At 51.7% G+C, this 24,496-nt stretch carries 25 protein-coding genes and 1 other RNA gene; 21 read left to right on the top strand and 5 right to left on the bottom strand.

What is annotated here, in order from left to right; all coding sequences use genetic code 11:
* Positions 1-13: 13 nt before the first annotated feature.
* The 6 genes from rpsI to ACXAF9_RS00625 all read left to right on the top strand — a co-directional run bounded on the left by rpsI (position 14) and on the right by ACXAF9_RS00625 (position 4,473).
* Positions 14-406 carry a 30S ribosomal protein S9 gene (rpsI, locus tag ACXAF9_RS00650; RefSeq protein ID WP_475069297.1) on the top strand — a complete coding sequence of 131 codons (393 nt, stop codon included), beginning with the start codon at positions 14-16 and terminating at the stop codon, positions 404-406.
* Between the two features lie 232 nt (positions 407-638).
* On the top strand, positions 639-1,238 hold the full coding sequence (gene petA, locus ACXAF9_RS00645; RefSeq protein ID WP_475069296.1) for a ubiquinol-cytochrome c reductase iron-sulfur subunit: 600 nt from the start codon (positions 639-641) through the stop codon (positions 1,236-1,238).
* Positions 1,238-2,485: a cytochrome b gene (locus tag ACXAF9_RS00640; protein WP_475069295.1), complete on the top strand. Its 1,248-nt coding sequence runs from the start codon at positions 1,238-1,240 to the stop codon at positions 2,483-2,485. The genes petA and ACXAF9_RS00640 overlap by 1 nt, the downstream gene beginning before the upstream one ends.
* Positions 2,482-3,246, top strand: a complete 765-nt coding sequence (locus tag ACXAF9_RS00635) for a cytochrome c1 (protein ID WP_475069294.1) — start codon at positions 2,482-2,484, stop codon at positions 3,244-3,246. Before ACXAF9_RS00640 ends, ACXAF9_RS00635 begins: the two co-directional genes overlap by 4 nt.
* Before the next feature lie 103 nt (positions 3,247-3,349).
* A complete protein-coding gene (gene sspA / locus ACXAF9_RS00630) occupies positions 3,350-3,982 on the top strand; it encodes a stringent starvation protein SspA (RefSeq protein ID WP_475069293.1) in 633 nt (210 codons plus the stop codon).
* A gap of 71 nt (positions 3,983-4,053) precedes the next feature.
* Positions 4,054-4,473: a ClpXP protease specificity-enhancing factor gene (locus ACXAF9_RS00625; protein WP_475069292.1), complete on the top strand. Its 420-nt coding sequence runs from the start codon at positions 4,054-4,056 to the stop codon at positions 4,471-4,473.
* Positions 4,474-4,563: 90 nt separating this feature from the next.
* Here ACXAF9_RS00625 and ACXAF9_RS00620 read toward each other — a convergent pair whose 3' ends face one another.
* From ACXAF9_RS00620 to ACXAF9_RS00605, 4 genes are read right to left on the bottom strand one after another with little or no spacing between them, the layout of a single operon-like run.
* Positions 4,564-5,148, bottom strand: coding sequence for a BON domain-containing protein (locus ACXAF9_RS00620; RefSeq protein WP_475069291.1), 585 nt, complete (start codon positions 5,146-5,148; stop codon positions 4,564-4,566).
* Between the two features lie 4 nt (positions 5,149-5,152).
* Positions 5,153-5,740: an SIS domain-containing protein gene (locus ACXAF9_RS00615; RefSeq protein WP_475069290.1), complete on the bottom strand. Its 588-nt coding sequence runs from the start codon at positions 5,738-5,740 to the stop codon at positions 5,153-5,155.
* Positions 5,741-5,757: 17 nt separating this feature from the next.
* Positions 5,758-6,174 (bottom strand): YraN family protein, encoded by a 417-nt coding sequence (locus ACXAF9_RS00610; protein ID WP_475069289.1) that lies wholly within the window; start codon positions 6,172-6,174, stop codon positions 5,758-5,760.
* A 13-nt stretch (positions 6,175-6,187) separates the two neighbouring features.
* Positions 6,188-8,014: a penicillin-binding protein activator gene (locus ACXAF9_RS00605; RefSeq protein ID WP_475069288.1), complete on the bottom strand. Its 1,827-nt coding sequence runs from the start codon at positions 8,012-8,014 to the stop codon at positions 6,188-6,190.
* Between the two features lie 33 nt (positions 8,015-8,047).
* Here ACXAF9_RS00605 and rsmI point away from each other — a divergent pair, with 33 nt between their 5' ends.
* Together rsmI and rnpB are read left to right on the top strand one after the other, a co-directional pair.
* A complete protein-coding gene (rsmI, locus tag ACXAF9_RS00600) occupies positions 8,048-8,887 on the top strand; it encodes a 16S rRNA (cytidine(1402)-2'-O)-methyltransferase (RefSeq protein ID WP_475069287.1) in 840 nt (279 codons plus the stop codon).
* 12 nt (positions 8,888-8,899) lie between these two features.
* Positions 8,900-9,251: RNase P RNA component class A (gene rnpB / locus ACXAF9_RS00595), an RNA gene on the top strand.
* Between the two features lie 40 nt (positions 9,252-9,291).
* On the opposite strand, the gene ACXAF9_RS00590 is transcribed toward rnpB, so the two are convergent.
* Positions 9,292-9,507, bottom strand: coding sequence for a hypothetical protein (locus ACXAF9_RS00590; RefSeq protein WP_475069286.1), 216 nt, complete (start codon positions 9,505-9,507; stop codon positions 9,292-9,294).
* A gap of 250 nt (positions 9,508-9,757) precedes the next feature.
* On the opposite strand from ACXAF9_RS00590, the gene mraZ reads away from it, so the two are divergent.
* From mraZ to ACXAF9_RS00525, 13 genes are read left to right on the top strand one after another with little or no spacing between them, the layout of a single operon-like run.
* Entirely contained in the window at positions 9,758-10,210 is a 453-nt protein-coding gene (gene mraZ / locus ACXAF9_RS00585) for a division/cell wall cluster transcriptional repressor MraZ (RefSeq protein WP_475069285.1), read from the top strand.
* A gap of 33 nt (positions 10,211-10,243) precedes the next feature.
* Positions 10,244-11,185: a 16S rRNA (cytosine(1402)-N(4))-methyltransferase RsmH gene (gene rsmH / locus ACXAF9_RS00580; RefSeq protein ID WP_475069284.1), complete on the top strand. Its 942-nt coding sequence runs from the start codon at positions 10,244-10,246 to the stop codon at positions 11,183-11,185.
* A 54-nt stretch (positions 11,186-11,239) separates the two neighbouring features.
* Positions 11,240-11,653, top strand: a complete 414-nt coding sequence (gene ftsL / locus ACXAF9_RS00575) for a cell division protein FtsL (protein WP_475069283.1) — start codon at positions 11,240-11,242, stop codon at positions 11,651-11,653.
* Positions 11,643-13,376: a peptidoglycan D,D-transpeptidase FtsI family protein gene (locus ACXAF9_RS00570; protein WP_475069282.1), complete on the top strand. Its 1,734-nt coding sequence runs from the start codon at positions 11,643-11,645 to the stop codon at positions 13,374-13,376. The genes ftsL and ACXAF9_RS00570 overlap by 11 nt, the downstream gene beginning before the upstream one ends.
* On the top strand, positions 13,373-14,884 hold the full coding sequence (locus ACXAF9_RS00565) for a UDP-N-acetylmuramoyl-L-alanyl-D-glutamate--2,6-diaminopimelate ligase (RefSeq protein ID WP_475069281.1): 1,512 nt from the start codon (positions 13,373-13,375) through the stop codon (positions 14,882-14,884). The genes ACXAF9_RS00570 and ACXAF9_RS00565 overlap by 4 nt, the downstream gene beginning before the upstream one ends.
* Positions 14,881-16,257, top strand: a complete 1,377-nt coding sequence (locus tag ACXAF9_RS00560) for a UDP-N-acetylmuramoyl-tripeptide--D-alanyl-D-alanine ligase (RefSeq protein WP_475069280.1) — start codon at positions 14,881-14,883, stop codon at positions 16,255-16,257. Before ACXAF9_RS00565 ends, ACXAF9_RS00560 begins: the two co-directional genes overlap by 4 nt.
* On the top strand, positions 16,258-17,340 hold the full coding sequence (gene mraY, locus ACXAF9_RS00555; protein WP_475069279.1) for a phospho-N-acetylmuramoyl-pentapeptide-transferase: 1,083 nt from the start codon (positions 16,258-16,260) through the stop codon (positions 17,338-17,340).
* 35 nt (positions 17,341-17,375) lie between these two features.
* The gene (gene murD / locus ACXAF9_RS00550; protein ID WP_475069278.1) at positions 17,376-18,734 is read left to right on the top strand and encodes a UDP-N-acetylmuramoyl-L-alanine--D-glutamate ligase; all 1,359 of its coding nucleotides are present in this window, start codon (positions 17,376-17,378) and stop codon (positions 18,732-18,734) included.
* Positions 18,731-20,224 carry a putative lipid II flippase FtsW gene (gene ftsW / locus ACXAF9_RS00545; RefSeq protein ID WP_475069277.1) on the top strand — a complete coding sequence of 498 codons (1,494 nt, stop codon included), beginning with the start codon at positions 18,731-18,733 and terminating at the stop codon, positions 20,222-20,224. The genes murD and ftsW overlap by 4 nt, the downstream gene beginning before the upstream one ends.
* Positions 20,224-21,297, top strand: a complete 1,074-nt coding sequence (gene murG, locus ACXAF9_RS00540; protein ID WP_475069276.1) for an undecaprenyldiphospho-muramoylpentapeptide beta-N-acetylglucosaminyltransferase — start codon at positions 20,224-20,226, stop codon at positions 21,295-21,297. Before ftsW ends, murG begins: the two co-directional genes overlap by 1 nt.
* Positions 21,294-22,739 (top strand): UDP-N-acetylmuramate--L-alanine ligase, encoded by a 1,446-nt coding sequence (murC, locus tag ACXAF9_RS00535; protein WP_475069275.1) that lies wholly within the window; start codon positions 21,294-21,296, stop codon positions 22,737-22,739. Before murG ends, murC begins: the two co-directional genes overlap by 4 nt.
* Positions 22,736-23,680 carry a D-alanine--D-alanine ligase gene (locus tag ACXAF9_RS00530; protein WP_475069274.1) on the top strand — a complete coding sequence of 315 codons (945 nt, stop codon included), beginning with the start codon at positions 22,736-22,738 and terminating at the stop codon, positions 23,678-23,680. Before murC ends, ACXAF9_RS00530 begins: the two co-directional genes overlap by 4 nt.
* A complete protein-coding gene (locus tag ACXAF9_RS00525) occupies positions 23,680-24,495 on the top strand; it encodes a cell division protein FtsQ/DivIB (protein ID WP_475069273.1) in 816 nt (271 codons plus the stop codon). The genes ACXAF9_RS00530 and ACXAF9_RS00525 overlap by 1 nt, the downstream gene beginning before the upstream one ends.
* The last annotated feature ends 1 nt before the right edge of the window (position 24,496 follow it).

Genomic DNA, 24,496 nt, shown 5'->3' with positions numbered 1-24,496 from the left:
GGGATAGTAGATTATGTCAACTACTCAGTATTACGGTACAGGTCGTCGCAAAACTTCTACTGCCCGTGTTTTCCTGCGTCCAGGTACAGGCGTTATCACTATCAACGACCGTGCTATCGATGTGTACTTCGGTCGTGAAACAGCGCGTATGATCGTACGTCAGCCGCTGGAACTGACTGAGACTCTGGAAAAATTCGACGTATACGTTACCGTTAAAGGCGGTGGCGGCTTCGGTCAAGCAGGTGCGATCCGTCACGGTATCACTCGTGCACTGATGGAATACGACGAAACTCTGCGTCCTTCTCTGCGTAAAGCTGGTTTCGTTACCCGCGACGCTCGTGAAGTTGAACGTAAGAAAGTGGGTCTGCGTAAAGCACGTAAGAAGCCACAATTCTCCAAGCGTTAATACGCTTACGAAACTTCGGTTTCTCAAGAGAAACGCCTGCTTTTATGCAGGCGTTTTTTTTTACCTGTTCTAAGTCAATGCTTTGTTCTTTAGGCCTGCTGTACTCTCTATTCTCCCTTGAAGAGCTACCCGGCTCTTTTTACTATCTCCCCGATTGTTAATCACACAATACTTATAAGGTTATAGGACTGTGCGGTCATCGCTTGGCGTTGGCTGGTATGGGGAGAGCAAAATGAGCAATGACAGCTTAAACAAAGGGCGAAGACGCGTCCTGATTGGTGTCACATCGGCCTTTGGTGCGGTGGGAGCTGTTGGTGCGGCTGTACCGTTTGTGGCGTCGTGGAATCCGAGTGCCAAAGCAAAAGCTGCAGGTGCACCGGCCAAAGCGGACATCAGTAAACTGGAGCCCGGTCAGCAAATGATCGTGGAGTGGCGTGGCAAACCCGTTTGGGTTGTTCGTCGTGCCCAGCAAGCACTGGATAACTTGTCCAAGATAAATCCTGCCGACTTGGCTGATCCGGATTCATCCGTGCCTCAGCAACCTGAATACGTATCCAAAGATGCATATCGGGCTATTCGTGAAGACATTGTGGTCTTGGTTGGTATCTGTACCCACTTAGGTTGCTCTCCTACGTATCGACCAGAAATTGCGCCAGAAGATCTGGGTAAAGAGTGGGTAGGTGGTTTTTATTGCCCTTGTCATGGTTCGCGCTTTGATCTGTCGGGCCGTGTTTTAAAAGGCTCTCCTGCGCCCACCAATCTGGTGATCCCTCCCTATACGTTTGAAGGCGATGACACCATCGTCATTGGTATCGACCAGGAGACTGCATAATGGCTGGCACACGGAATAAAGGTAAAGGCGGCTTTATGGGCTGGGTGGACGATCGCTTTCCGGCAACCGCCATGTGGGATGATCACCTCGCCAAATACTACGCGCCGAAAAACTTCAATTTTTGGTACTTCTTTGGCTCGTTGGCTTTGTTGGTGTTGGTGAATCAGATCCTAACCGGTATCTGGTTGACCATGAACTACAACCCATCGGCCGAAGGGGCGTTTGCATCCATTGAGTACATTATGCGCGATGTTGATTACGGCTGGTTGCTGCGTTACATGCACTCCACCGGCGCGTCTGCGTTCTTTGTGGTGGTTTACCTGCACATGTTCCGCGGCATGATGTACGGCTCGTATCGTAACCCGCGCGAGCTTGTTTGGATCTTCGGTATGACCATCTACCTTGCGCTGATGGCAGAGGCGTTTATGGGCTATCTGTTGCCTTGGGGGCAGATGTCTTACTGGGGGGCGCAGGTGATTGTCTCGCTATTCTCGGCGGTGCCGTACATCGGGCCTGATTTGGCGGAATGGATTCGTGGTGATTACTTGATTTCGGGTGTCACGCTTAACCGCTTCTTTGCGCTGCACGTCGTGGCCTTGCCGATCGTTCTTTTAGCGTTGGTGGTTCTCCACATCATTGCGCTTCATGAGGTGGGCTCTAACAACCCAGATGGCATCGAGATCAAAGAGAAGAAAGGCCCAGACGGTATCCCGCTGGATGGCATCCCGTTCCACCCTTACTACACCGTAAAAGACATTGTGGGTGTGGTGGTCTTCCTGTTTGTCTTCTGCTTGGTGATTTTCTTCTTCCCAGAAGGGGGCGGTTACTTAATTGAAGCGCCTAACTTTGAACCTGCCAACCCACTGAAAACTCCAGAACACATCGCACCTGTGTGGTACTTCACGCCTTTCTACGCAATGCTGCGTGCGATTCCACCGATTGCCGGTTCGCAATTCCCGGGTGTGGTTGTGATGGGGGCGGCGATTGCAATTCTGTTTGTACTGCCATGGCTTGATCGCAGTCCTGTTAAGTCGATGCGTTACAAAGGCGTGCTGAGTAAGGTGTTTTTGGCCATCTTTGCAATCAGCTTTGTCATCCTCGGGTATTTGGGTGTGGTGTCTTCGACTCCGACCCGTACGCTGGTGGCGCAAATCTGTACCTTCTTATATTTCGCTTACTTTATCTTCATGCCGTTCTACACAAGGATGGAAAACACCAAACCGGTTCCAGAGAGGGTAACAGGATGAAAAAGCTATTCGTTGCATTCGTTATGTCACTGGTGCCTTTGACTTCGATGGCTTCCGGTGGGGAAGGGCCAGCCCTTGATGCTATTCAAGTTGATTTAACCAATAAAGCTTCTCTGCAGCGCGGTATGCAGGTGTTTGTAAATAACTGCTTAGGCTGCCACTCGGCGCAGTATCAGCGTTATGAGCGCGCCGCCACGGATTTGGAAATCCCACTTGATCTGGCCGAGCAGCACTTGCTGCTGGGTGATCAGAAAATAGGCGATCAAATGACCATCGCGATGGATAAAAGCGATGCGGGTAAGTGGTTTGGTAATCCGCCACCGGATTTAACCCTTGAGGCGCGCTTGCGTGGGCCGGATTGGATCTACACCTACATGCGCAGCTTCTATAAGGACGAATCCCGTCCTTGGGGAGTGAACAATGCGGTGTTTAAAGATGTGGGGATGCCAAACGTGTTGGAGTACTTACAAGGTGAGCAGGTTAATCACTGCACACCCGAAGAGATGCTCCATCAAGAGCGTAAGATTGACCCGCTCACCGGTAAAGAGATCGGGGGGTGCTTTTCAGTCAGCAAAGCAGGTCAGCTAACGCCGGCGGAGTTTGATCGTACTATCTATGATCTGGTTAATTTTTTGGCCTACATCGGTGAGCCAACTAAGGTACAGTCGCACGCGATTGGCTACAAAGTGTTGATCTTCTTGTTTATCTTCTTCTTTATTGCCTATGCGCTTAAGAAAGAATACTGGAGAGATGTACACTGATTTGATGTAAAAAATCTGTTAGACTACCACTCTTTGATTTTGCGCGGCCTAATAATGGGCCGCGTTTGTTTATCTATATGGTAAGTGAGACGGGGATTATTCGATGGGAGTTGTGGCGAAACGTTCTTCCATGACCTTTTATTCAGATGGGAATGACCACTACAGTCACCGCGTTCGTATCGTGTTGGCGGAAAAAGGTGTAGCTGTAGATGTTGTGGACTGCCATGTGGATGATCTGCCAGAAGATCTGGCGGATCTGAACCCATACAACAGCCTGCCGACCCTTCTGGATCGTGAGTTGGTTTTGTATGAATCAAACGTAATGATGGAATACTTGGATGAGCGTTTTCCTCATCCACCGTTGTTGCCTGTGTATCCAGTAGCGCGTGCAGAAAGCCGCTTGTTCATGTACCGCATCCAGCGTGACTGGTGCAAACATGTGGATCTGATCACCTCTGGCAAAGCCAGTGTGGATGAGCTGGAAAATGCGCGTAAAGATCTGCGCGACAGCTTAGTTGCAATTTCACCGATCTTTGGTGAAAAGCCATTCTTCATGAGTGAAGAGTTTACCCTGGTCGATTGCTGCTTAGCACCGATCTTGTGGCGTTTGCCTTCTTTGGGTGTGGAGCTGCCAGAAGCGCAGTGCAAGCATCTGTTGGATTACATGAATCGTGTGTTCAGCCGTGACGCTTTCCGTGAAAGCTTGTCTGACGCTGAACGCGAAATGCGTGACTAATCACGCGCCGACATCGATGGCGATAGAAAGGGATGCTTTGTCATCCCTTTTTTATAGAAACCGGAGAGCGTATGACACCCAGTCGTCCTTATTTGATTCGTGCTTTAAACGAATGGCTAGTCGATAATGATCTGACACCACACATCGCGGTGGATGCTCTGATTAAAGGGGTCGTGGTGCCCGAGCAGTTTATCTCTGACGGTCAGATTATCCTAAACATCAGTCCTTCGGCCGTTGTGGGTCTTAGTATTGATGAACATGCCGTAAGCTTCAGTGCTCGTTTTGGCGGTGTTCCCATGAACGTTTACGTGCCGATGTGCGCGGTGCTGGCGATTTATGCTCGTGAAAACGGTGCTGGTATGGGCTTTGGTCAAGAGCCGGGTGCCGAGGTCTATGTCAGTGATGGCTATGACCCAGAGCCAACCCCGCCGGAGCCTTCATCAACGAAGCCGCCGAAAAAACAGCGCCCATCGCTTAAGGTCGTTAAATAGCTTAAATCAGCTACTTTGGCGCTCAGTAAGTCCATTAAAAAAGCCGCTTTTCAAAGCGGCTTTTTAGTGGCTAAAGGTGTGAGTTTGGTCTTAACGGCCTGGAATGTACTCAAACACTTTTACGATACGCTTAACGCCTGACACAGTACGGATGATGTTAACCGCGTTGTTGGCTTCTTGCTCCGTTACTAGGCCCATCAAGTAGACAGATCCGTTCTCGGTCACGACTTTAATGCGACCACCTTCAACCGTTTCGTTGGTCAATAATTGCAGCTTGATGCGGCTGGTTAAGTACGCGTCATTGGTGCGAATCAAGCCCGACGTTGGGCCTTCAATTTCCAGCTCGTTATGAATTTTGCGAACGTTGCGGGTTTGCATCGCAATTTGCTCGGCTTCGGTACGCGCAGCTTCATTAGGGACTTGGCCAGTCAAAAGAAGGATGCCGTTATAGCTGGTAACGCCAATGTGCGCTGTATTAACCGCAGAAGAGCCCTTGTTGATGTTCACTAGGGTTTTGTTCTCGATCATCTCGTCTTCAACGTACGAGCCTAGCGTGCGCTTACCGGCGTCTTCATGGATCGGTTCTTCGCGCGTTGCGCTGATGAACGAGGAGCAGCCAGTTAGGGTGGTAAGGATGCAAGCAGCGGCGGTCCATAGAGTCAGTTTCTTGTACATGGGCTTAGGCTCCAAATAGCTGATAATCGATCAAATCGCACAGGCAGTGCAAAATCAAAAGGTGTGCACCGAAGATCATTGCGCTGTCCTCAGACGGTACGCAAATTTCGACCTCGTCGGGGCGTAAAAGTGCCGAAATATTACTGCTGTGGTATCCGGTAATGGCAACCACGGTCATGTCGCGGTCGTGCGCCGCTTGAATCGCCTGAACCAAGCTGTTGGACTTACCTTGGTTGGAGATCACCAGCAATACATCGCCCGGTTGGCCAATGGCGCGAATCTGCTTAGCGTACACATCGCTGAAGCTGGACTCTTCAGCGATCCCGGTCAGGGCCGCGGTATCGGTACCCACTGTGATGGCAGGAAGGCCTGGGCGCTCATGACGAAAACGGTTTAACAACAGGGATGAAAAGTGCTGTGCCAGTGCTGCCGAGCCGCCATTACCCACGCACACCACTTTTAATTCACTGGCGATGCTGCCCATCATCAGCTCGCTCGCATGGGCGATCAGTGGGGTGTACTGTTCGACGGTATGGGCATTTGTGTCCATCGAATGGTGGAACAGATTAATAATGCGATCTTCAAGTTCCATTAATGACGAAATCCGGATCAGAGAGTAAAGGCGCCTTTATACCATATTGGCGCAATTTCTTCAGGTGCTGATTCATAGGCAATCACATCAAATCGCGCAGCAAGTGATTGATAGTTAGGGTGGCTCATCAAAAAGTGCTGTGCCGTTTTTATGATTTTCTGTTGTTTGTGGTGCGTGACCGATTGGGCTGCGCCACCGAATGTCTGATTTTTGCGGCGGCGTACCTCAACAAAGGCTAGGGTATCGCCATCGAGTAAAATCAGATCGATCTCGCCCAGTCGGCAGCGGTAGTTGCGCTTTACTGGGCGAAGTCCTTGCTGGATAAGCCAGTGCCAAGCGTGGGATTCAGCCGCATCTCCCTTTTTTTGGGTGATCCTCTTTTTCGGCTGGATGTCCTGCTTGGCTTTTCGTGTCTGTTTTGTCGGTGCGTCCATGCACGCTCTCGTATTACTGATCCAACAGTTTAGGCACGCCAGCCGAGAAAATCGCCCATGTCATGTGGCGTTGAACACGGTTGTCCGGCGAAATCGATAGATTGCCTGTTTCCCCTTGGAATTGCGCGCCCGAGGTCATGCTCAGTTGCTGCAAATAGGGGTACAAGTTAAAGGCATCCACGCCCATGGCGTACAGTCGACCGTATCGAGTACGGGCGTCACCGTACTGCGAAGCAATGCTACGCTGAAGCGGAGAAGGTGACTCTAGCATCCAAGGTATATCACCAAAGCGTAATCCGTTAAGGTCCACATCCAGTTTTGCGTTAGGCGCACCGGAGTACACCAAAGAGGTCGCATAAACAGGGATGTTATCCGCGAAGTAATACTTCAAAAACGGTTTAATCAGTCGCGCATCTTGCGGGTCAGCGGCCATTAGGATGACATCGGCATCGTTGCGTCGAATGTTCGCAAAGCTGTAGCTTTTCTTTTGGCGACGACGAAGATCGTTGGCGCGTAAACGGCGCGTATCAACTCGCAGAATCTGCGGGATCTGGTTAGACAGTTTCGCTGTTTCAAACTGCAACGAGTCAACGACTGTTCCGCCAAGGCGGGTAAAGCTGTCCTTAAAGGCTTGCTCTGCACGTCGGCCCCAATCTGTGTTGGGTACCATCACCAAGGCGCTGAACTTACCATCGAGGTAAGCGGTAGTGGCAGCATCACGTGCTTCGTCTTCCGCGGATAAACCAAATTGGAACAGGTTAAAACCCGATTGGTCGACGTAGTTCAGAGCTAAAAACGGCAGTGGTAACTGGTTATTCTGTGTCAATGCACTGACTTTGGTTTTATCCAAGGGGCCGATCACCATTTGTGCACCTTGGTTTTGCGCGGCGCTGATCATCTCCTCAGCGCTGTTGAGAGCACTGCTGTCAATAAAGACAAGTTCCGGCACCATGCCTACTTGGCTCGCGGCTTGATGGGCGCGCTCAATACCGATGCGCAGCGCTTTAGCGGCGCGGGCTAGGTTGCCGTTGCTCGGAAGCATCACGGCAATACGGCCGACGTTGGTTAGGTTTTCGCTGCCGCCGCGTAACAGGTCTTGCGGCATGATTTGCGCAGCTGGGTGAGCTTGCCAAACAGCTAGCCAGTTCTCGATGTTGGTGGTTGAGCTGCTCACATCAATGATTTGACGCGCCGCTTGCGCAAGCTCTAACCAACCTTGTAGGGTGTAGTCGTTATTACCGCCTTGGATAGCCTGCTGTAAGCTTGGACTGCTTACTTGCTGAAGTGCCGCCCAGATGCGGTTGTGATAATCCTGAAGCTCGGCTTCATCGTGCACATAACGGGTGCTTTCGATCAGCGTTTTGGCTTGATCAAGTGCTTGGCCGTTAAGGTTGAACGCTTCGGCATAGAGCTGCTCGGACAGTAAAACGTCTTCTTCTGGCAGGGTGCTCAGCGCCGGCATATAGGCCAGATAGCTCAGCGCTTGGTCTGGGTCATTGTCATCAATGGCCTGACGCGTTTGTAAGCTTAAGATATCAAAGCGAAGCGCCGGTGGCAGAATGCTGGTGTCGATATCGGCCAGCAGAGGCTTAGCACGATCCTCGTCGCCAAGCTCAATCATTCGGCGCGCTGCAGCAAGTTTATACTGCGCCGCTTCAATCGGTTGAGCTCTGCTTGCTTTCGCCAGTAAAGCGTCCGGTGATTCGGTTTGTGTGGCCGCAACTTGGGTGTTGCTGGCATTACGATCTACAACTTGCGGGCCTTTCATCGGCGGCATAGAACAGCCTGCTACGATGCCTGCTAACGCCACAGTAAGAGACAGGCGTTTAAAATTCATCATATACTCTAGCACCCTGATGATGGATGGATTGTTATGTCTGATGCAGTTTTATATGTGGTAGCCACACCAATCGGTAACTTGGGTGATATGACACCCCGGGCGGTAGAGGTTCTGCAGTCCGTTGCCTTAATCGCGGCTGAAGATACACGCCACAGTGGCCGATTGATGGCGCACTTTAACATCAAAACGCCCATGATCTCGTTGCACGATCATAATGAGCGACAAAGACTGCAAACAATACTGGATAAACTCGCGAAAGGCGAATCTATTGGCCTTATTTCTGATGCGGGAACCCCATTAATTTCCGATCCGGGCTTTATTTTGGTTCGTGCGGTGAAAGAAGCGGGTTTTAAAGTAGTACCTGTGCCAGGCTGCAGTGCGGTAATTACGGCCTTGTGTGTTGCAGGTATCCCAACCGATCGTTTTGTATTTGAAGGTTTTTTGCCGGCAAAACGGGTGGGGCGCAAACAGCAGTTTGAAGCCTTGTTAGGTGAAGATCGTACCGTCATTTTTTACGAGTCGACCCATCGCATTGTGGAGTCTTTAACCGACATGCAAGCGGTGCTTGGAGATGATCGTTATGTGGTGTTGGCGCGCGAATTAACGAAAACCTTCGAGACGGTTCATGGCAGTCGATTGGCAGATCTTCTTGAGTGGGTAAAAGAGGACGCCAACCAGCAAAAAGGTGAGTTTGTTGTCTTGGTGCAAGGGGTTGAGAAGCTCGATGAAGAGGGTGTCTCTGATGAAACGCTTCGGGTATTGGATCTACTCCTAGAGGAATTGCCGGTTAAAAAAGCGGCGGCGCTTGCGTCTAAGCTAACGGGCGAGAAAAAGAATGCTCTGTATCAGATCGCTCTGGAGCGCAAAAGCTGATATAGTGCGCCGCGAGTTCGCCAGACAGTCGCCGTTTAGCTTGCTAAAGGGAGGAAAGTCCGGGCTCCACAGGGTAAGGTGCCAGATAACGTCTGGGCGGCGTGAGCCGACGGCCAGTGCAACAGAGAGTAGACCGCCTAAGTACCTTCGGGTACCGGTAAGGGTGAAAGGGTGCGGTAAGAGCGCACCGCGTGGGTGGCAACATTCCACGGCACGGTAAACCCCACCAGGAGCAAGACCAAATAGGGATCCTACAGGCGTGGCCCGCGCTGGATCCGGGTAGGTTGCTTGAGGTGTATGGCGACGTACACCCTAGATGAATGACTGTCCACGACAGAACCCGGCTTATCGGCGAACTCAACTTCTTCTTTTTTATTTCAAACGTAGCGGCTTACGGATGAGCATTAGGTGGATGCCGGTATGTTCATTCGACTCTGCACAGTCTTATCTTTTTTAGTGGCTTTAGTTAGCAGCTCTTCCATCAAAGCGTTGATCAAAATCATCAGCGTTTTTACGATCTTAAGCTGCAGTTTGCCAAAGAGGATCAGCGTCAGGTGATCCCTGGTATGTGTCGCTTGATGGCCGAGCGATAAGCGTTTTTCTAGATCAAAATTCTTCATCTATTGAGCGGTGTTTTTTAAATTGAACTTTTACTAGTCTCTTGATTAGTAAGTGTATTTCTAAAAACTGTCGCTCATTTCCTGATTTTACGTTCAATTCTAATAATACAGCCTCTCATATTGCAGGGTCTTTACCTGTCGCAAACTTGCAAAGCTTATGTTTACTTCCTATAGTGGGCATTAGTGGGTAATTGTGGGTAATTGTGGTGTTTTGTGTGGCGAAGTGTCGCCCAGGTGGAGAATCCCGACCGTGTTTCGCGGAGTCAATCAAATCAACATGGACGCCAAAGGGCGTCTGGCCATACCGGCGCGCTACCGTGAGGAGATCACGGAAGAGTGTGCGGGTAAGCTTGTGTTGACGATTGATGCAGAAGATAAATGCCTTCTGTTGTACCCGATTGATGAGTGGGAAAAAATTCAAGCCAAGCTCGATGCACTGCCAAGCCTCAATAAAACAACCCGTCGATTACAGCGTTTGCTGGTGGGGCACGCCACAGATGTCGAGATGGATGGCAATGGCCGAATCTTGGTGTCATCGGTGCTTCGCGACTACGCTAACCTCGATAAAAAAGTGATGCTTGTTGGCCAGGGCCGCAAGTTTGAGATGTGGGATGAAGACACCTGGAATGATCTTCGTACGCGTTACCTCGAAGAGGATGACGATGACGAATTGCCAGAGATGCTTCAAAACCTCTCTTTATAAGATTAACGAATTAACCAAGAAGATAAGATCAGCGTGGGTGAATCCTCTTTTCAGCACATCACCGTTTTGCTTAATGAAGCGGTGGATGCCTTAGTTCAAGATCCAAATGGGTTTTATGTCGATGGAACCTTTGGTCGCGGAGGACACTCGTCTCTGGTTTTAGGTCGTCTTGGTGAGCAAGGTCGCTTAATGGCGATCGATAAAGACCTTGAGGCGATCGAACACGCCCATGCCCGTTTTGCCGATGAACCGCGCTTTGATATCGCGCATGGCTCATTTGCCCAGTTGCAATCCTTTGTAACCGAGCGCGGTGAATACGAGAAGGTCGATGGCATTTTGCTGGATTTGGGCGTGAGCTCTCCGCAGTTGGACGACCCAGAACGCGGCTTTAGTTTTCAGCACGATGGCCCTTTGGATATGCGCATGGATGTCACGCAGGGCGAGAGCGCCGCAGAGTGGTTGAGCCACGCCAGTGAAGAGGATGTCGCCGATGTGATCTTCACTTACGGCGAAGATAAGTTCGGTCGTCGCATGGCAAAAGCCATCATCAAAGCGCGTGAAGAATCGCCCATTACCACCACCGCGCACTTGGCCAAAATTATCTCGGATGCGAACCCGGCTTGGGAAAAGGGCAAACACCCAGCTACCCGAGCGTTTCAGGCGATCCGCATTCATATCAATCGAGAGCTTGAAGATTTAGAACAATGCCTAGAAGGCGCATTGGCGTCTTTAAAAGTCGGTGGTCGCTTGGTGATTATCAGCTTCCACTCGCTTGAAGATCGCATTGTAAAGCGTTTTATTCGCCGTTATGTAAAAGGTGACGAGCATCTGCCACCTGGGATTCCGTTTACTGAAGATATGCTCAATAAGCGCCTGAAAGCGGAAGGCAAAATGATCAAAGCCTCGGCTGATGAAGTAAAACATAACCCTCGCTCGCGCAGTGCAGTGATGCGAGTGGCGACAAAATTGAAGTAACCCTGTTCATGGATGTAAGCCGACACGGCCTTAATTAACAGGAAGAGAGTAAGCGTGTTTAAAAAACGTAAAAACACATCCCAAAAGCGCAGCCGCCCAACGAAGGCGAAGGGCGTTTTTGGTTTTATGAAAGAGACGTCAAATACGCCATCTGTGGCGGATGCTGGAGCACGTTTACTCAGTGCAGAGGAGCTTGCACGCCCAGTTAGCTTGATTATTTTGCTGGTGGTGTCCATCACGGTCAGTGCCTTGGCGGTGATCTATTCCTCTTATGAGTACCGCAAACTGTTTAACTCGCACCAAAGCTTGGTCTCCCAGTGGGATGATTTCCAAGTCGAATGGGGCCAGTTGCTGCTCGAACAAAGTGCCTTTGGTGCCAATGCGCGAGTAGAGCGGATTGCGACTGAAAACCTGCACATGAATTCTCCACGTGTTCAACAAATTGAGATTGTCCGTTATGAGCGATAAAAAAACGCAAACAGCGGATGCGGACTCTTGGTTGAACTCGGCCGGCCGAAGCTGGCGGCTGTTCTTGATCTTCTTTCTGCTGCTTTTGATTGCAGGTGGTATCGTTGCCAAATTGGTGTCGCTGTACACGCTGGATCAAGATTTTCTTCAACGCCAAGGGGATGCGCGCTCATTGCGTACGACCTTGATTCCGGCACACCGAGGCTTAATCACTGATCGTAATGGTGAGCCTTTGGCTGTAAGTGCGCCTGTGGCTACCGTGTGGGCTGACCCAAGTCGTTCTGACCGCCTTAGTCCTAAGCTGGATCATCTGGCGACATTGCTGGGTACTTCACGCCAGGCTTTATCTTCGCGCTTAGAGACGCATCAAGAGAAACAATTTATCTACTTGAAGCGCCAAGTAACCCCTGAGCTTGCGGAACAGATTGAAACCTTAGGTGTACCGGGTATCCACGTGGATCGTGCTTACAAACGTTACTACCCAGCCGGTGAGGTAACCACGCACTTGGTCGGCTTTACCAACATCGAAGGTAAAGGCCAAGAAGGCCTAGAGATGGCGTACGAACCCTTCCTGAAAGGGGAGCCAGGCCGCAAGCTTGTGATGCAAGACCGTATGGGCCGTACCATCAAACATATCAAGTCGATTGATGAGGCGAAGCCGGGCCGTAATATCCAGCTCAGCATCGACTTACGTCTTCAATACCAAGCCTATCGAGAGCTAAAAGCGGCGGTTCAGTCGCACCAAGCGGATTCTGCGTCACTGGTGATGTTGGATGCGAAAACCGGTGAGGTATTGGCGATGGTCAACCAGCCTTCGTACAACCCGAATGATCGTTCCTCCCTCAACCCAGAGGAGCTGCGTAACCGCGCCGTAACGGATCTGTTTGAACCGGGCTCAACCATGAAACCGCTGACCATTTCAGCCGCTTTAATGTCGGGTCAGTACGATGTCGAGAGCATTGTCGACACCTCGCCTGGTTACATCCGTGTGAAAGGCCGCACCATTCGAGATCACCGTAACTACGGTAAGTTGGATTTGACCGGCATCATCACCAAATCCAGTAACGTGGGTGTGACCAAGTTGGCGCTCAGTATGGATGAAAATGCGGTGCGTTCTTTGTTTGATAACGTGGGTATTGGTCACTCAGCCGGTACTGGCTTTCCGGGTGAGCGTTCGGGCAGTTTGCCGTTCTACGGTGCGAAACGCGTGGTTGAGCGTGCAACGATGTCGTACGGTTACGGCTTGTCGTTAACACCGCTTCAATTGGCGCAAGCTTACTTGCCGTTGGCGAACCAAGGTGTGATTCACCCCGTTTCTTTAATCAAGCAAAACGAGCCGGAAAAAGGCAAGCGCGTCATGCCAAAAGAGGTGGCTGAATCGGTTCTCCAAATGATGGAGACCGTTACCCAAGTGGGCGGTACAGGTCGCCGCGCGGCCGTTTATGGATACCGAGTGGCCGGTAAAACCGGTACGGTTCACAAGGCAACCGGCGGTGGTTACGCCGAAGATAAGTACATCTCCGTGTTTGCGGGCATTGTGCCGATTTCGGACCCTCAGATTGTGATTGCCATCATGGTCAACAATCCTAAAGGGCAAGAGTATTACGGTGGCGAAGTTGCGGCACCGGTGTTTGCTCGTGTGGCGAGCGAAGCGTTGCGTACGTTAAACGTCCCTCCTGATCAATGGCCGCAAGGCAATGGCACAACGGTGGTGATGCAATGACACAGCGATCACCCCTAACGCTACAACAGCTCGGTTTAGCCAGATCATCTTCGGATCTGGCTTCGTTGCTTATTCACGGTGTACAACAGGACAGCCGTGCGATCCACTCGGGGGATCTATTCATCGCCCGTGATGGCGTAGCGCACAAGGGTATCGACTTTATTGAATCGGCCGCTCAAAAAGGGGCAGTAGTTGCGGTAGTGGATGCCGACCAGTACGCGGATGCGGACCTGACGGGATTCTCGATCCCTGTATTGAAAGTCGAGTTCTTTAATCGCTCTGTGGGTGTGGCAGTAAGCCGTTTTTACGGTGACCCTACTCAGCAGATGACGGTGATTGGCATCACAGGCACTAACGGGAAAACCTCCTGTGCGCATTATTTAGCGCAGGCGCTTACCGCGGTTGGCCAAAAAGTGGCGATTATGGGCACGGTTGGGAACGGCTTTTTAGAGTCGCTCTCTACGGCAACGCACACCACGCCGGATCTGATCAGCCTGCACGCGATGATGCGTGAGTTTAAAGATCAAGGTGCCGATGCTGTCGTGATGGAAGTCAGCTCTCACGCATTGGATCAAGGCCGTGTGGCAGGGATTGAGTTTGATGTGGCGGCACTGACGCAGTTGAGTCGCGATCACCTTGATTACCATAAAACGATGGCCGCCTATGCAGGCGCGAAAACTCGCCTCTTTACCGAATGCGGCGCAACCCACAATGTCTTAAACGCCGATGATGCCCTTGGTCAAACCGTCACAGCCATGCTGGGCCGGTCGGCCTTCAGTTACTCGGCCGATGGCCAGCCAGATGCGTCGCTCAAAGCCGAGTCCGTTAAGCTTAGCGATGATGGCATCTCGATGACGTTAGCCTTTGAGGAAGAATCCATTGACGTGACCGTGCCAGTGCTTGGCCAGTTTAACGTCAGTAACCTGTTACTGGTCGCTGCGGTGTTATATCGCCTCAAGTTGAAGGGGGAGGCGATAGCAGCGGCCATGTCTTCATTAAAAGCGGTACCTGGGCGAATGGAGTTGTTCGCAAAAGCCGGCAACCCAACCTTGGTTGTAGACTACGCGCACACGCCAGACGCGCTCGAAAAAGCCTTGCAAGCGTGCAGAGCACACTGTCAGGGTCAGCTTTGGGTTGTGTTTGGTTGCGGTGGGGATCGAGATACCGGCAAACGCGCGGAGATGGCCCAGGTGGCCGAAACCTTCGCGGACCGTGTTGTTGTGACCTCCGATAACCCACGAACCGAAGCGCCAGATGCGATCATCAAGATGATTCTGGATGGCTTTAAAACCACTGAATCGATTAGCGCATTGGAAGATCGCCGCGAAGCGATCCAGTTTGCGTTCAATCACGCCACTGAAGCGGATCTGATCTTGATTGCGGGTAAGGGGCATGAGGACTACCAAGAGATTCACGGCGTGAAGCACCCATTCAGTGATCGAGAGATTGCAGCCAATTTACAAGGCCTACCCCTTAACGAGTCATCATCTAAGGAGAGCGCAGTATGATGAAGTCTGAATTTCTCCTAAGTGAATTGGCCAAGGCCATTGATGCAGAGCTGATTGGTCAGGATGTTGCGATCAATGCTGTCAGTACCGATACACGCACCATCAATGTCGGGTCGCTGTTTATAGCGTTAAAAGGCGAGCGTTTTGATGCACACGACTTTATCGATCAAGCCGTAACCCAAGGGACCAGCGCTGTAGTTGTGAATCACCCAGTAGAGTGTGCTATCCCCCAGTTAGTTGTTGACGATACACGCATCGCATTAGGGCAGATATCCGCCTATAATCGCAGCCTTTTTTCTGGCACGACCTTCGCTATTACGGGCAGCAGCGGCAAAACCACCGTTAAAGAGATGCTCAGTGTCGTGATGCAGGGGATTGATACAACGCTTGCGACGATCGGCAACCTTAATAATGAGATCGGTGTGCCACTGACCTTGTTGCGTTTAGCGCCAGAGCACCGTTTTGCTGTGATCGAAATGGGTGCCAGTGGCCCGAACGAAATTGCTTATTCGGTCGGGCTTACCCAACCGGACATCGCCATGGTGAACAACGCCATGGCGGCGCATTTAGAAGGGTTTGGCTCGCTAGAAGGTGTTGTGCAAGCCAAAGGCGAAATCTACGAAGGGATTCGCGATGGCGGCACGGCGGTGGTTAATCTGGACGACTCAGCCTCTGAGGCTTGGTTAAAGCGCATCCCGCAAAGCGTGAAGACATTAACCTACAGCGTTGCTGGCAAAAGTGCGGACATTTGTGTGAGTCGCATTGAACGCCAAAAGCACGGCGGACATCGCTTTGTTATTGAGGCCGATGGCCAGAAAGTAACGGCCGAACTGTCGGTGCTGGGCCGTCACAATGTGGCTAATGCGGCCGCGGTGGCGAGTATGGCGTTGGCAGCCGGTGTCTCACTTGAAAAAGTGGCCGAAGGGATTGCTCGTTTCAAAGCGGTTAAGGGGCGCTTGTGTAGTCTTGTCGGCCATTCGGACAGTGTGGTTATTGATGATACCTACAACGCGAATAAAGGCTCGGTTATGGCGGCGATTGACGCCCTAACGGACTTAGATGGCGAAGCGACGTTAGTCCTAGGTGACTTGGGCGAATTGGGCGGTGATGCGAAAGCCATACACCGCGAACTTGGCAAATACGCCGCATCCAAAGGGGTGCAGCGCTTATTTGCCGTGGGTCCGTTGTGCCGAGAGGCGGTGGATGGGTTCCAAAAAGCCGGCGGTGAATCCGCCGCGCATTTTAACGATAAAAGCAGCTTGGTTAATGCCATGTTGCCTCTAATGACAGCAAGAACGCGGATTGTGGTGAAGGGCTCACGTAGTTCCGGAATGGAAACCGTTGTAGATGGCCTTACGGGTGGAGAAAAATAGATGTTATTACTGTTAGCCGATCTCCTGTCGCAGTATTTTTCAGCGATTTCGGTGTTTCAATATTTGACCTTGCGAGGAATCATGGGGGTTCTCACAGCCCTTGGGATTTCCCTGTTTATTGGTCCGCGTTTAATCACCTATCTGAAAACAAAGCAGATTGGCCAGTCCGTCCGTGATGACGGCCCGCAATCCCACTTGAGCAAAGCGGGTACGCCAACCATGGGGGGCGCATTAATCCTCCTATCAATTGCAGTCAGTACCTTGTTGTGGGCTGATTTAACCAACCGCTATGTTTGGATTGTGCTGATTGTTACCTTGATTTTTGGTGGCGTCGGTTGGGTGGACGATTGGCGTAAAGTGGTCGAGAAAAACTCCCGCGGATTGCCAGCTCGTTGGAAATACTTTTGGCAGTCGGTCGGCGGCTTGGGTGCGGCAGGTGTGCTCTATTTCACAGCGCAAAGCCCAGCTGAGACCCAGCTGATTGTGCCTATCTTTAAAGATGTGGTGCTCGATTTAGGCATCTTCTTCATTGTCTTTACGTACTTTGTGATTGTTGGCACATCCAACGCTGTGAACTTGACGGATGGTCTCGATGGCCTTGCGATCATGCCGACCGTTATGGTCGCAGGCGCATTGGCGATCTTTGCTTATCTGAGCGGTAACCTGGTGTTCTCGGAGTATCTCTTGATTCCGTACATCAAAGGCTCGGGCGAGTTGATTATTTTCTGTGGCGCCATTGTCGGTGCTGGTCTTGGCTTCTTGTGGTTTAACACCTATCCCGCACAAGTCTTTATGGGGGATGTCGGTGCATTGGCATTGGGTGCGGCACTTGGCACGGTTGCGGTTATCGTCCGTCAGGAGTTGGTACTGGTGATCATGGGCGGCGTGTTCGTGATGGAAACCGTGTCCGTTATTTTGCAGGTGGCCTCTTATAAGTTGACGGGGCGGCGGATATTTAGAATGGCACCGATCCACCATCACTTTGAGTTAAAAGGCTGGCCAGAACCACGTGTCATCGTCCGTTTCTGGATCATCACCGTGGTATTGGTGTTGGTCGGTTTGGCCACACTGAAAATTCGTTAATCAACGATTTAAAGATAAAAGAGGACTGTCAAAGCATGTCACTGATTACGACCGATCAATTCACTTTTGTGATCGGATGTGGAATTACCGGGCTCTCATGCGCGCGCTATTTAGCGCGTAAAGGGGCGCGTTTTGCTTTGATGGACACCCGAGAGCAACTCCCTCACCTTGATGCGGTTAAGCACGAGTTTCCGGATGTGGACTTGTATCTTGGCCCGCTGGATGCGGATCTGCTCAAACGCGCCAGTGAGATGGTAATAAGCCCTGGGGTGGCTAAAGATCAGCCCGCCATTCAAGAGGCAATTGCCTCTGGAGTGCGTTTGGTGGGGGATATTGATCTCTTTTGTCGAGAAGTGTCGGCACCGATTATCGCCATTACGGGGTCGAATGCAAAAAGTACAGTAACCACTTTGGTTGGCGAGATGGCGAAAAACGCCGGGCTAACCGTTGGGGTTGGCGGTAACCTGGGTACTCCGGTTCTGGAGATGCTTAACGAAGGGGAAAAGCAACTCTATGTACTGGAGCTATCCAGTTTTCAATTGGAAACCACCCACGAGCTGAACGCCCGTGTGGCCACGGTATTAAACGTCAGTGAAGATCACATGGACCGATATGCGGACATGCAGGCTTACTATCAAGCAAAGCATCGTATCTATCGCGGTTGTCAGTTTGCGCTGGAAAATCGTGACGATGCACTGACGCATCCGTTGCTGTCTACGCAGTCGCAGTTGTGGGGGTTCCGACTCGGTAAGCCTGATTTCAAAGTGTTTGGCTTACTGGAGCACGAAGGGGAAGAGTGGCTTGCGCTCGGGCTTGATCCTTTGATGAAAGTTGCAGACATCCGTATGCCGGGGCGCCATAACGTTGCTAACGCACTTGCCGCGTTAGGTTTGGGGCATCTGGCTGGGCTGCCGATGGATGCGATGTTAACGACCCTTGCAACTTTTCCAGGGCTTGAACACCGTTGCCAATGGGTGGCTGAAAAGAACGGCGTTGCCTACTTCAACGATTCGAAAGGCACCAATGTTGGCGCAACGGTTGCTGCTCTGGAGGGCTTGGGGCCGACTTTAACTCAGGGCAAGATTCTTCTGATCGCAGGTGGCGATGGTAAGGGAGCGGCTTTTGATGATCTAGCCGCACCTATTAATCAATACGTGAAGCATGTGGTGTTGATCGGTAAAGATGCACCTAGCATCGAATCTACACTCAAGGAGTCATCCCCAAAGGTTGCGTCCGAGCGGGTCGACTCTTTAGAGGCCGCGGTAGAGCGTTGCGCTGCAATTGCAGCGTCTGGGGATTTAGTGCTGCTTTCGCCCGCGTGTGCCAGTTTAGATATGTTTAAAAATTACGCAGAACGTGGCCATCGGTTTGTGGCTGCGGTGGAGGCTCTGTGACCACAAAGCGCGTAACACACACACCATTAATGGAACCACCGCGTTGGCTGTCATTGCCAAAAGGCGGCGTGTTGCCGTTAGACCCGTGGTTGTTGTGTACGGCGGTGGCGCTGGTCTTAACTGGTTTTGTGATGATTACATCTGCATCTATGGATGTGGCTTCTGAACGCTACAAAGATGCGTTTTTCTTCTCTGAACGACACGGTCTATTTATCCTGATCTCGCTGGTGGGGTCTTTGGTCGCGTTTTGGATCCCACCGCGCTTTTGGGAAAAGTACGGCCCACACCTGTTGTTTGTGGGCTTGTTCTTATTGGTGATCGTATTGATCCCGGGCATCGGCCGCGAAGTAAATGGCAGCCGCCGCTGGATTGGGTTAGGCCCTTTGAACCTGCAGGCTTCGGAAATCGCCAAGTTTTGTATGGTTCTGTACCTAAGCGGGTATTTGGTGCGTCGCTTGGCGGAGGTTCGTACCAGTTGGAAAGGGGTCGTCAAACCCGTACTGCCGTTGGCGGTGTTTGTTGTTCTTCTGATGATGGAGCCCGACTACGGCGCCGCGGTGGTCTTAATGGGTACCGTGATGGGCATGATCTTCTTAGGCGGTATGCGCTTTTGGCAGTTCTTACTGGTACTGATCAGTGCTGTGGTACTGATCTCGATCATGGCTGTGCTGCAACCGTATCGGATGGAGCGTCTTAAATCCTTCCAAGACCCATGGGCCGACCCGTTTGGCAGTGGTTACCAGTTATCCCAAGCTCAGATCGCCTTTGGTCGCGGAGATTGGTTTGGTACCGGTTTAGGTAACTCGGTGCAAAAACTGTTTTATTTACCTGAGGCGCATACGGACTTTGTCTATTCCGTGCTGGCCGAAGAGCTGGGCTTTGTGGGTGCCATTGCGATTGTCTTGATGTACACGCTGCTGATTGCGCGCATCTTTATCATTGGTCGCCAAGCGGAAAAACAAAACCGCTTCTTTATGGGATATATGGCGTACGGTTTTGGTTTTATATTAGCAGGCCAAGCCTTGATCAATATCGGCGTGAACGTAGGCGCATTACCCACAAAAGGTTTGACGCTACCGCTGCTCAGTTACGGTGGCAGTAGTTTGATTGTCTGTACGGCCATGATCGCCATTGTGCTGCGCATTGATAATGCCCTGAAAAAAGAGCGCTTAGGTGCCCCGATTGCCGATGAGGATTTTGGCCCGTTGGCAAAATTAAAGGTGAGGTCTTTCTCGGATAAAAAAGAGAAAAAACGCACCAGTAGCACGGCTAAAGCTCCGTCCAGCCCGAAAACTGAGGCAGAAGCGTCCGACAGTGACGCGGCGCAAATGCAAGAACAAACGGCTGATGATACGCAAACAAGTGCCAGAGACACCTCGGCGACGCCTTTAGTGGCCGACCCATCGACTCGCCGTTCTGGGCCTGCAAAAAAAGACTTTGCCAGCCGCTTTATGGAGCGAACTGGCCTTAAATCCATGAGGGATTCGTGATGAGTAAAACGGCATTGATTATGGCCGGCGGCACTGGTGGTCACGTATTCCCGGCGTTGGCAACGGCCGATGTGCTGCGAGCACAAGGCGTTGAGGTTCATTGGATGGGTACCGAGCGTGGTATCGAATCCAGAGTGATCCCCGAAGCGGGCATTCCATTGCACACCATTGATGTGCAAGGTGTCCGCGGGAAGGGCAAGCTTGGGTTACTGGCGGCGCCGTTTCGTATCTTTAAAGCAATCCGCCAGGCGAAAAAAGTGTTCAGCACCGTAAAGCCCGATGTCGTGATGGGCATGGGTGGTTTTGCCTCAGGTCCAGGTGCCGTTGCTGCGAAACTCTCGGGTGTACCTTTGGTGATCCACGAGCAAAACGCAACCGCGGGCATGACCAACCGCTTATCGGCCCGATTTGCTTCACGGGTGTTAGAAGCCTTTGGCGGTGCCTTTGGTGAAGGGGTACTAAGTGAAACAGTCGGTAACCCGGTACGTGGCGATATCTTGGATCTGCCAGAGCCCAGCGCGCGTTTTAAAGACCGCACAGGGCCTCTTCGAATCCTAGTGGTCGGCGGGAGCCTTGGCGCTAAGGCGATCAACGAATTGATGCCCAAGGCGTTGGCCGAGTTATCACCCGATGAGCGCCCCGAGGTGTGGCACCAAACGGGCATGAAAAATTTAGAAGAGACACAAGCTATCTATGATGAGCTTGGTGTCAGCGCAAAGGTAGTGCCTTTCATCGAGAAAATGAGCGACGCCTATGGTTGGGCTGATTGGGTGGTGTGCCGATCTGGCGCGTTAACCGTCAGTGAATTGGCCATTGCCGGTGTACCTGCGCTGCTGGTTCCGTTCCCGTTTGCGGTGGACGATCACCAAACCACAAACGCCCAGTTTTTAGTCAATGCAGGCGCTGCGCGTTTGATTCAGCAGCGCGACCTTGGCGTGGATGATTTGGTGTCTTTAATGAAAAACGAGTCTGACCGTGCCGAGCTTGTGCGCATGGCAGATCAAGGGCGCAGTGTTGCGCGTCCACAGGCCAGCCAACATGTGGCCGAAATTTGTTTGGAGATGATGAAATGAGCAGTCTAGATCGCGCACCTACGGTCTATGAAGTTCCGGAAATGCGCCGGATCAAAACCATCCACTTTGTCGGAATCGGCGGTGTGGGTATGTGCGGTATCGCAGAAGTGCTGTGTAACCAAGGCTACCGTATTTCAGGCTCCGATATCCGTGCGTCAGCGACAACCGAGCGTCTTGCGTCGATGGGTGCAACGATTCACATTGGTCACGCCGAGGCCAACATCATCGGGGCGGATGTCGTGGTGATCTCCTCTGCGGTGACCGAAACGAACCCGGAAGTGAAAGCCGCACGTGAAACCCGTGTGCCGGTGGTTCGCCGTGCAGAGATGCTGGCGGAGCTGATGCGCTATCGTCACGGAGTTGCGGTGGCAGGTACGCACGGTAAAACCACAACCACCAGCTTGTTAGCCTCGGTATTTGCAGAGGGCGATCGAGACCCGACGTTTGTGATCGGTGGTCGCTTAAACAGTGCCGGTACCAATGCGCGTATGGGCGCAAGCCGTTATTTGATTGCGGAAGCTGACGAGAGCGATGCGTCCTTCTTGCACCTGCAGCCTATGGTCGCGATTGTTACCAACATCGATGCCGATCACATGGACACCTACGGCGGTGACTTTAATACGCTAAAACGTACGTTCATCGACTTTTTACACAACCTGCCATTTTATGGTCTGGCCGTGATGTGCACGGATGATGAGGTAGTGCGTGAGATCCTACCTGAGGTGAGTCGACCTGTATTGACGTACGGTCTGAATGAATCAGCGGATTTTCGTGCGGTGGATATCCACCAAGAGGGCATGAAAACGCACTTTACTGCGAAGCGCCCAGATGGCCTGACTGACCTGAGTATTACCGTCAATATGCCAGGTGAGCACAACGTGTTGAACGCGTTGGCAACCATCGCGGTGGCTACCGATGAAGGAATAGATGATGGCGCTATCTGCCGTGCACTTGAGCAGTTCCAAGGCGTAGGTCGTCGTTTCCAAGTGCTGGGCGACATCCCATTGGCCGAAGGTACTGCGATGCTGGTGGATGACTATGGTCACCACCCACGTGAAGTGGCAGCGACCATTAAGGCGGTTAAAGAAGGCTGGCCAGAAAAGCGCTTAGTGATGGTCTATCAGCCGCACCGTTATACACGTACACGTGACCTGTACGAGGACTTCGTGCAAGTCCTATCGGATGTCGACACCTTACTCCTGATGGAAGTGTACGCTGCCGGCGAAGAGCCAATTGCCGGTGCCGACAGTAAAAGCTTGTGCCGCAGTATTCGTCAGCGCGGTAACATCGAACCTGTGTATTTAAAAACCGCTGAAGAAGTGCCGGATGTGATCAAAAATCTTCTTAAGCCGGGTGATCTATTATTGACGCAAGGGGCCGGTAACATCACCGCCATTGCGCATGAGCTGGCTAAGCTCGATCTTTCAGGAGACGCATCATGACCTATCAGATTTCTGCTGAAAAAGCCCAAACGCTGGGTCGTGTTGCGGTCATCTACGGCGGTAATTCCGCCGAGCGCGCGGTGTCCCTTCGAAGTGGAGTCGCCGTGTTGGCTGCTCTGCAACGCGCAGGTGTTGATGCGTTCGGGATCGATCTATTCGGCGAAAACGGCGACCTTAACCCGATCGAGCAGTTGATGGCTGAGCCGATGGACCGTGCTTTTTTGATCCTTCATGGTCGTGGCGGTGAAGATGGCACCATACAAGGCCTGCTTGAGATGATGAAGGTTCCGTACACCGGAAGCGGTGTCGCAGCGTCGGCCATTGGTATGGATAAGCTGCGCAGCAAGCAGCTGTTTGTCGGTGCTGGTTTGCCAACGCCGCTGTTTAAAATCCTATCCAGCGAAGCGGATTTAATTGATACAGAACGGGAACTCGGTTTTCCATTAATGATCAAACCTGCCCATGAGGGTTCGAGCATCGGCATGCATAAAGTCAGCAACGCCGAGCAGCTTAAATCCGCATGGCAGGATGCGATTCGTTACGATACCAGCGTGATTGCGGAGCAGTGGGTAACCGGCGCTGAGTTCACCGTTGCGGTGCTTAATAACAAAGCATTACCAGCGATTCGACTGGTCACACCGCATGACTTTTATGATTACGACGCCAAATATCAAGCCAATGACACCTGTTATCTGTTCGATAACGATTTAAGTGACGATCAAAGCGCAGCGCTCGGTCGCTTGTGTGAAGAGGCATTTACAGCGTTGGGCTGTAAAGATTGGGCGCGTGTCGACGTGATGCAAGATCAGCAAGGGACGTTTTACCTACTTGAGGTAAACACGGCACCGGGTATGACCGATCACAGCTTAGTACCGATGGCAGCAAAAGAAGCAGGTTACAGCTTCGAGCAGCTGGTGGTTGAGATCATCAGCGAGGCGTAATGATGAGTGCCAGTGTTCAGCGCCTTAAAGTCTACGACCAAAACGAGCTGCCTCCGAAGGCACCGGAGGGTCGTGAGACTTCGGTTAATGAGTGGAATGGCCTTTGGAAAACGGCGGCCATCTCGCTTGGGCTGATGATTTTTCTGGGTGCCGGTACGATGGGGTTTAACCATTTTAAAACTTGGTTAGATCGCCCGATCGAGCAGATCGAAATCGAAGGTGATACTCGGTACATCAACCGCCAAGAGATTGCTGAAAAACTGGCGGCGGGTATTCAAACTGATGTGTTGACCTTGGATATTCGTGCTGTGCATGACCGCTTATTAGAAGAGCCGTGGGTTCACGGTGCCGAGATCAGCCGTGTTTGGCCGCCAGCGCTTAAAGTGGTCATTGATGAGCAACGCCCTGTGGCCCGTTGGGGCGACAAAGGCTTGCTGAATCACCAAGGCGATGTGTTTTGGCCAGGTGATGAGCAGGATTACACCTTTTTGCCTTTGCTGCAAGGACCGGCCAGTGCCACGCAGCAATTGATGGCGCAGTACCATGATTTGAGCCTGCTGTTTAAAGGGGCAGAGGTCAACATGGTCGAACTGACCTTAGAAACACGCGGTGCCTGGACGCTTAAGCTGAACAACGGTATCGAGGTGATTTTAGGGCGTGAACAGATCAAAGAGCGTTTGAATCGTTTTTTGCATGTGTATCAGACGCAACTGGCCGATCGCGCGGATCAGATCGAAAAAATAGACATCCGATATAACAATGGCGTGGCCGTACAGTGGCGCGCTCAGGAAGAAGAAAACGCAAAGGCAGGCTAAA

The sequence above is a fragment of the Neptunomonas sp. ABH4_499 genome, from assembly GCF_056160565.1.
The sequence above is the reverse complement of the archived record's forward strand: the minus strand, read 5'-3'. Positions and strand labels throughout refer to the sequence as shown.

Bases quoted from the DNA above. Each gene is read 5' to 3' on its own strand.
- rpsI (WP_475069297.1), top strand. From the start codon at position 14: ATGTCAACTACTCAGTATTACGGTACAGGTCGTCGCAAAACTTCTACT.
- petA (WP_475069296.1), top strand. From the start codon at position 639: ATGAGCAATGACAGCTTAAACAAAGGGCGAAGACGCGTCCTGATTGGT.
- ACXAF9_RS00640 (WP_475069295.1), top strand. From the start codon at position 1,238: ATGGCTGGCACACGGAATAAAGGTAAAGGCGGCTTTATGGGCTGGGTG.
- ACXAF9_RS00635 (WP_475069294.1), top strand. From the start codon at position 2,482: ATGAAAAAGCTATTCGTTGCATTCGTTATGTCACTGGTGCCTTTGACT.
- sspA (WP_475069293.1), top strand. From the start codon at position 3,350: ATGGGAGTTGTGGCGAAACGTTCTTCCATGACCTTTTATTCAGATGGG.
- ACXAF9_RS00625 (WP_475069292.1), top strand. From the start codon at position 4,054: ATGACACCCAGTCGTCCTTATTTGATTCGTGCTTTAAACGAATGGCTA.
- ACXAF9_RS00620 (WP_475069291.1), bottom strand. From the start codon at position 5,148: ATGTACAAGAAACTGACTCTATGGACCGCCGCTGCTTGCATCCTTACC.
- ACXAF9_RS00615 (WP_475069290.1), bottom strand. From the start codon at position 5,740: ATGGAACTTGAAGATCGCATTATTAATCTGTTCCACCATTCGATGGAC.
- ACXAF9_RS00610 (WP_475069289.1), bottom strand. From the start codon at position 6,174: ATGGACGCACCGACAAAACAGACACGAAAAGCCAAGCAGGACATCCAG.
- ACXAF9_RS00605 (WP_475069288.1), bottom strand. From the start codon at position 8,014: ATGATGAATTTTAAACGCCTGTCTCTTACTGTGGCGTTAGCAGGCATC.
- rsmI (WP_475069287.1), top strand. From the start codon at position 8,048: ATGTCTGATGCAGTTTTATATGTGGTAGCCACACCAATCGGTAACTTG.
- ACXAF9_RS00590 (WP_475069286.1), bottom strand. From the start codon at position 9,507: ATGAAGAATTTTGATCTAGAAAAACGCTTATCGCTCGGCCATCAAGCG.
- ACXAF9_RS00570 (WP_475069282.1), top strand. From the start codon at position 11,643: ATGAGCGATAAAAAAACGCAAACAGCGGATGCGGACTCTTGGTTGAAC.
- ACXAF9_RS00565 (WP_475069281.1), top strand. From the start codon at position 13,373: ATGACACAGCGATCACCCCTAACGCTACAACAGCTCGGTTTAGCCAGA.
- ACXAF9_RS00560 (WP_475069280.1), top strand. From the start codon at position 14,881: ATGATGAAGTCTGAATTTCTCCTAAGTGAATTGGCCAAGGCCATTGAT.
- mraY (WP_475069279.1), top strand. From the start codon at position 16,258: ATGTTATTACTGTTAGCCGATCTCCTGTCGCAGTATTTTTCAGCGATT.
- murD (WP_475069278.1), top strand. From the start codon at position 17,376: ATGTCACTGATTACGACCGATCAATTCACTTTTGTGATCGGATGTGGA.
- murG (WP_475069276.1), top strand. From the start codon at position 20,224: ATGAGTAAAACGGCATTGATTATGGCCGGCGGCACTGGTGGTCACGTA.
- murC (WP_475069275.1), top strand. From the start codon at position 21,294: ATGAGCAGTCTAGATCGCGCACCTACGGTCTATGAAGTTCCGGAAATG.
- ACXAF9_RS00530 (WP_475069274.1), top strand. From the start codon at position 22,736: ATGACCTATCAGATTTCTGCTGAAAAAGCCCAAACGCTGGGTCGTGTT.
- ACXAF9_RS00525 (WP_475069273.1), top strand. From the start codon at position 23,680: ATGATGAGTGCCAGTGTTCAGCGCCTTAAAGTCTACGACCAAAACGAG.